This window comes from Streptomyces sp. 7N604 (assembly GCF_052245475.1).
Lineage (GTDB): Bacteria > Actinomycetota > Actinomycetes > Streptomycetales > Streptomycetaceae > Streptomyces.
This window is the reverse complement of the sequence record NZ_JBQQBX010000076.1, coordinates 1-5816: the sequence shown is the minus strand read 5'-3', so window position 1 is coordinate 5816 and position 5816 is coordinate 1. Positions and strand designations below refer to the sequence as shown.

Annotated in this window: 4 protein-coding genes and 1 pseudogene; 4 read left to right on the top strand and 1 reads right to left on the bottom strand. The window is 72.1% G+C overall.

Annotation, left to right across the window (positions count from 1 at the left end; all coding sequences use genetic code 11):
• Positions 1–160 precede the first annotated feature (160 nt).
• A complete protein-coding gene (locus tag ACTWP8_RS37970; protein ID WP_443326609.1) occupies positions 161–2209 on the bottom strand; it encodes a DHA2 family efflux MFS transporter permease subunit in 2049 nt (682 codons plus the stop codon).
• A 230-nt stretch (positions 2210–2439) separates the two neighbouring features.
• On the opposite strand from ACTWP8_RS37970, the pseudogene ACTWP8_RS37965 reads away from it, so the two are divergent.
• The 4 genes and pseudogenes from ACTWP8_RS37965 to ACTWP8_RS37950 all read left to right on the top strand — a co-directional run bounded on the left by ACTWP8_RS37965 (position 2440) and on the right by ACTWP8_RS37950 (position 5813).
• Positions 2440–3653, top strand: a pseudogene (locus ACTWP8_RS37965) (energy-coupling factor ABC transporter permease).
• Positions 3654–3672: 19 nt separating this feature from the next.
• On the top strand, positions 3673–4434 hold the full coding sequence (gene cbiQ / locus ACTWP8_RS37960; RefSeq protein WP_443326608.1) for a cobalt ECF transporter T component CbiQ: 762 nt from the start codon (positions 3673–3675) through the stop codon (positions 4432–4434).
• 41 nt (positions 4435–4475) lie between these two features.
• The gene (locus tag ACTWP8_RS37955; protein WP_443326607.1) at positions 4476–5258 is read left to right on the top strand and encodes an energy-coupling factor ABC transporter ATP-binding protein; all 783 of its coding nucleotides are present in this window, start codon (positions 4476–4478) and stop codon (positions 5256–5258) included.
• A gap of 114 nt (positions 5259–5372) precedes the next feature.
• Positions 5373–5813 (top strand): organic hydroperoxide resistance protein, encoded by a 441-nt coding sequence (locus ACTWP8_RS37950; RefSeq protein ID WP_443326606.1) that lies wholly within the window; start codon positions 5373–5375, stop codon positions 5811–5813.
• The last annotated feature ends 3 nt before the right edge of the window (positions 5814–5816 follow it).

The window sequence follows — 5816 nt, the reverse complement described above, 5'->3', positions numbered from 1 at the left end:
GCCCCGCGGCGCGGACCGGCGGTGCCGAATCGGCCGCAACCCAACGAAGATCCGCGGTCAGGACCGGGCGAGGCCGTTCAGGGCGTGGCCGAGGCCGGGGGTGGCTGTCCGGGCGTGGCCGAGGCTGGGGGCCGCCGGGGCCGGGTGCCGGGCGCGGCCGTCACATCGGCGTGCGTACGTACTGGGCCTCCGCTTCCTCCAGGAGCTCCGCCGCCAGGTGGTCCAGCGCCCGGTCCAGCCGCGCCCGATCGGCCGGGTCGCGGACATCCCAGTCCTCGAGCCGCTCGTCGAGCCAGTGCCGCCACGCGGTCGTCAGCCGCTCGATCTCGGCCTCCCCCGCCGCGGTGAGGCGGAGCCGGTGGCCCCCGTCCAGCTCCGCGTACCCCGCCGCGGCCACCCGCCGGAACGCCGGCTCCAGCACCTCCGCCGGAATCCGGTGCGCCGACGCGACCGCGTCCAGGTCCGCCTCGCCCTTCACCCTGGCCCGCCAGTGGATCTGCCCGAGCGCCCACGCTTCCCCCGCCGACAGCGGGCTGCCGCACTCGGTGAGCAGTTGCACCGTCAGCGGCCCCTCGACCTTGCGCATCACGCCTGCCACGGCCCGCGCCAGCTGCAGTTCGTCGTCCCGCGTGTCCGGTGCCGCGAACCCCTCGCCGATGTCCAGCGCCCCGGCCCGCGCGCTGTCGCGCAGCGGCACCTCCTTCAGGAACCACGACACCAGGAAGCCGGTGAGGGCGACCGGGACGACCCACAGGAAGACGTCGTTCACCGTCTCGGCATAGGCGTTGATGAACGGGGCCGCCTGATCGGCCGGCAGCCGGTGCAGGCCCTCCGGGCTCTGCACGACGGCGTCCGGGACCCCGGGCGCCTCGGCGTGCGCCCGCGCGAGATTCGGTTCCAGCCTGCTGCTGTACAGGCTCCCGAAGACGGCCGTGCCGAAGGCCGCGCCGAGCGTGCGGAAGAAGGTCACCCCGGAGGTAGCGGCCCCCAGCTCGTGATACGGCACCGTGTTCTGCACGGCGATCGTCAGCACCTGCATGGTGAGCCCGATCCCGAGGCCCAGCACGAACATGTACAGGGTCTCCAGCCAGGCCCCGGTGGTCGCGTCCATGGTGGCCATCAGCAGCAGGCCGAGCGCGGTCGTTCCGGTGCCGAGGATGGGGAAGATCCGGTACCTGCCGGTGCGGCTGACCACCTCCCCCGACAGCAGGGCCGTCGCCAGCAGCCCCACGACCAGGGGCAGCGTCCGCACCCCGGACGCGGTCGCGGTGATCCCGTCGACGTACTGCAGATACGTCGGCAGATAGGTGAGGGCGCCGAGCAGGGCGAAGCCGACGATGAAGCTCAGGACGGAGCAGACCGTGAACACCGGGTCCCGGAAGAGGTCCATCGGGATCACCGGCTCCCGGGCCCGCAGCTCCGCGAAGACGAAGGCGGTCAGCAGCGCGGTCGAGCCGGCGAGCAGCGCGATGACGATCGCCGAGTTCCAGGGGTAGACCCTGCCGCCCCACTCAATGGCGAGGACGAGAGCAGACGCGCCGATCGCTACGAACACGATGCCCGCGTAATCGATCACCGGCTGCACGGCCGACCGTACGGCCGGGATCGTACGGGCCGCCATGACGACCATGACGGCGGCGATCGGGATGTTGACGTAGAAGCACCAGCGCCAGGTGGCCTGGTCGGTGAGGAACCCGCCGAGGGTCGGGCCCGCGACGGTGGTGATGCCGAAGATCGCACCGAGCGCGCCCTGGTACTTGCCGCGCTGCCGCAGCGGGATGACGTCGGCGATGAGCGCCATGGCCGTGACCATGAGGCCGCCCGCGCCCGCTCCCTGGATCGCCCGGCCGGTGATCAGTACGGCCATGCTGTTCGCCGCGCCCGCCACGACCGAGCCCAGGACGAAGACGACCGCGCTGATCTGGAAGACGACCTTCCGGCCGAACAGGTCGCCGAACCTGCCGACGAGAATCGTCGAGACGGTCTCGGTGAGCAGGTACGCGGTCACCACCCACGCCATGTGCCCGGCGCCGCCCAGCTCCGCCACGATCGTCGGCAGCGCGGTCGAGATGATCAACTGGTCGAGGGCGGCGAGCATCAGCCCGAGCACGATCGTCACGAACACGGCGTTGGTACGGCGGCGGCTCAGCGCGGGCGGGACGGCGGGCGATGGCTCGGAAGGCGTTGGCTCGGCGGCAGCCGTGGTCATGACTTCAGGATTTGGCCGGAAGGGCGGGCTCGCCACCCCTGCGCGGCCGCGGACCTCTTCACGCCCCTTTCGCGCCCTTTTCGCGGGGAACCCGCTCTTGCAAAGAGTTCGCAGGTAGCCCGTATCATCGAACGGTTGGGTCGTGCTCGCCGCAGGCGCGGGATACGGCCCGCACGGGATACGGCCCACAGCGGAACGCAGCTGCGGAGACAGGAGAGCGGAGACCCGCCATGCACGTCCCTGACGGATTCATCAACGCCCCGGTGTCCGTGGCGACCGGGGCCGTCGCCGTCGCCGCGGTCGCCATCAGCCTCCGCGGCGCCCGCCGCGAACTCGAGGAGCGCACCGCGCCGCTCGCCGGCCTCGTCGCCGCCTTCATCTTCGCCGTGCAGATGCTGAACTTCCCCGTCGCCGCCGGGACCAGCGGGCACCTGCTGGGCGGCGCGCTCGCCGCGATACTCGTCGGCCCGTATACGGGTGTCCTCTGTATCTCCGTGGTCCTCCTCATGCAGGGCGTGCTGTTCGCGGACGGCGGCCTCACCGCGCTCGGCGTCAACATCACCGACATGGCCGTGGTGACCGTCCCCGTCGCGTACGCCCTCTTCCGCGGCCTGGTGAAGGTCCTGCCGCGGAACCGCGGCTCGGTCACCGCCGCGTCCTTCGCCGCCGCGCTGGTCTCCGTACCGGCCGCCGCGGTCGCCTTCACCGGCCTCTACGCCCTCGGCGGCACGGCCGACGTGGCGATCGGCAATGTCTTCGGCGCCATGGTCGGCGTGCACGTCCTCATCGGCCTCGGCGAGGCGGCCATCACCGCCCTGACGGTGGGCGCGGTCGTCGCCGTACGCCCGGACCTCGTGTACGGAGCCCGCGATCTGCGGCAGCCGCTCACGCTGCGTACGACTCCCGCGGCGGCCCCGGCCGCGCCTCTCGCTGCTGCCGTCGCCGCAGACCAGAAGCCGGGCGCCGGGCGCCTGGACGTCCAGCCGACCGAGGAGCGGAAGTCCTGATGGGTGCGCAGACGACCAACAGCAGCGCCGACACCGCCGGCACCACCGCCTCCGTCGTCGAGTCCGGCCGCCGGGCCACCACGCGCGGCGTCCGGCTCGTATGGATCGTGGGCGTGCTCGCCGCGCTCCTCCTCGCGGGCGTCGTCAGCTACTACGCGTCCGCCAGCCCCGACGGTCTGGAGAAGGTCGCCGCCGACCACGGCATCGACAAGAAGGCCGAGGAGCACGCCGCCAAGGGCTCCCCGCTCGCCGACTACCAGGCCAAGGACGTCGACAACGCCCGCCTCTCCGGCGGCCTCGCGGGCGTCATCGGCGTCGGCGCGACGCTGGCCGTCGGCACGGGCGTGTTCTGGGTGATCCGCCGCCGTACGCATGCGGAGCCGGGTGTGCCCACGGGTTCCGGGTCCGCCGCGCCCGCAGGCGCAGGGGACAGCTGAGCCATGAGTTCGGAATGCGATGTCTGAGATGCATGCGCACAAGCTTTACCGGCACGGCCACTCGCCCGTGCACCGGCTCCCTCCGCACTGCAAGATCGCCGCGGTCCTCTGCTTCGTCCTGGCGGTCGTGGCCACCCCCCGCGAAGCGATCTGGGCGTTCGGGGCCTACGCGCTGCTGCTGGCCGCCGTCGCCGCCACCGCCCGCGTCCCGGCGGGCTTCCTGCTGCGGCGGCTGCTCATCGAAGTGCCGTTCGTGGCCTTCGCCGTGCTGATCCCCTTCGTGGCGAGCGGCCCGTACGTCGAGGTGCTCGGCCTCTCGCTCAGCGAATCCGGCCTGTGGGGCGCCTGGAACATCCTCGCCAAGGGCACGCTGGGCGTCGCCGCGTCCGTCCTGCTGGCCGCCACCACCGAGCTGCGCGAGCTGCTGCTCGGCCTCCAGCGGCTGCGGATGCCCCCGCTGCTCGTCCAGATCGCGTCCTTCATGATCCGCTACGGCGATGTGATCGGCGACGAGATGCGCCGGATGAGGATCGCGCGGGCCTCGCGCGGCTTCGAGGCGCGGGGCGTCCGGCACTGGGGCGTCCTGGCCAAGTCGGCCGGTGCGCTGTTCATTCGCAGTTACGAGCGCGGGGAGCGGGTGCATCTGGCGATGGTCAGCCGCGGTTATGCGGGCAGCATGCCGGTGATCGACGATGTGGCGGCGACCCGCGCCCAGTGGTCGTACGCCGCCGCCCTGCCCGTCGCGGCGCTCGCCGTCTGCCTGATGGGGTGGACCCTGTGACGCCGCCTGAGGGGATGGACTCTGTGACTCTGCCCGATGGGATGGACCCTGTGCCGGATCCGGATCGCTCGACAGCCGCTTCCCTGGAGGTCTCCGGCCTCGCGTACGCCTACCCCGACGGCCACCAGGCGCTCTTCGGCGTCGACCTGACCGTCGCGCGTGGTGAGCGGGTCGCGCTGCTCGGCCCGAACGGCGCGGGCAAGACCACGCTCGTCCTGCACCTCAACGGCATTCTGTCGGGCGGCGCGGGCACGGTGACGGTCGCGGGGCTTCCGGTCGCGAAGCGGAATCTCGCGGAGATCCGGCGCCGGGTCGGCATCGTCTTCCAGGACCCCGACGACCAGCTGTTCATGCCCACGGTCCGTGAGGACGTCGCCTTCGGACCGGCCGCGGCCGGGCTGCGCGGCCCGGAGCTCGAGGCCCGTGTCGTACGGGCCCTGGAGCGCGTCGGCATGGCGGGCTTTGCGGACCGCCCACCGCACCACCTTTCCTTCGGGCAGCGGCGGCGGGTGGCGGTCGCCACCGTGCTCGCCATGGAGCCGGAGATCCTCGTCCTCGACGAGCCGTCGTCCAACCTCGACCCGGCGTCGCGGCGCGAACTCGCGGACGTCCTGCGGTCGTTGGACGTCACGGTGCTGATGGTCACGCACGACCTGCCGTACGCGCTGGAGCTGTGCCCGCGGTCGGTGGTGCTGAGCGGCGGGGTGATCGCGGCGGACGGCCGTACCCAGGACCTGCTGTGCGATGCGGAGTTGATGCGCGCTCACCGGCTGGAGCTGCCGTTCGGCTTCGACCCGCGGTCGGTGACGGCGCCGGTGGCGTGACGCCTCGCCAGGACATACCCGCGGTAGCTACCCCCCAGTAACAAAAGGGGCGCACGGGTCGGTACGTTGAGCGTCGAAGTAGTTGCCTGCAGCTTCCATCCGTAAGGGCGCACCATGACCACTGACGCCTCGACCCGGCCCACGAAGATCTCCTACGTCGCGGAGGCGACCGCGCACGGGGGCCGCGACGGCTGGGTCACAACCCAGGACGGGATGCTGGAGGTTCAGGTCGCCGTGCCCCGGGAGATGGGCGGCAGCGGTGCGGGCACCAACCCGGAGCAGCTCTTCGCCGCCGGTTACAGCGCCTGTTTCCACAACGCGCTGGTGCTGGTCGGCCGCCGTGCGGGGTACGACCTCACCCGCTCGACGGTCAGCGCGAAGGTGGGGATCGGCCCCAACACCGCTGAGGGCTACGGCCTCGCCGTGGCCCTCAACGTCTCCCTTCCCCTCGTCGACCAGGACTTGGCGGCCCGCTTCGTGGGCGCCGCCCACCGCGTCTGCCCCTACTCCAACGCCACCCGCGGCAACATCGACGTCTCGATCATGCTCTCCTGACAC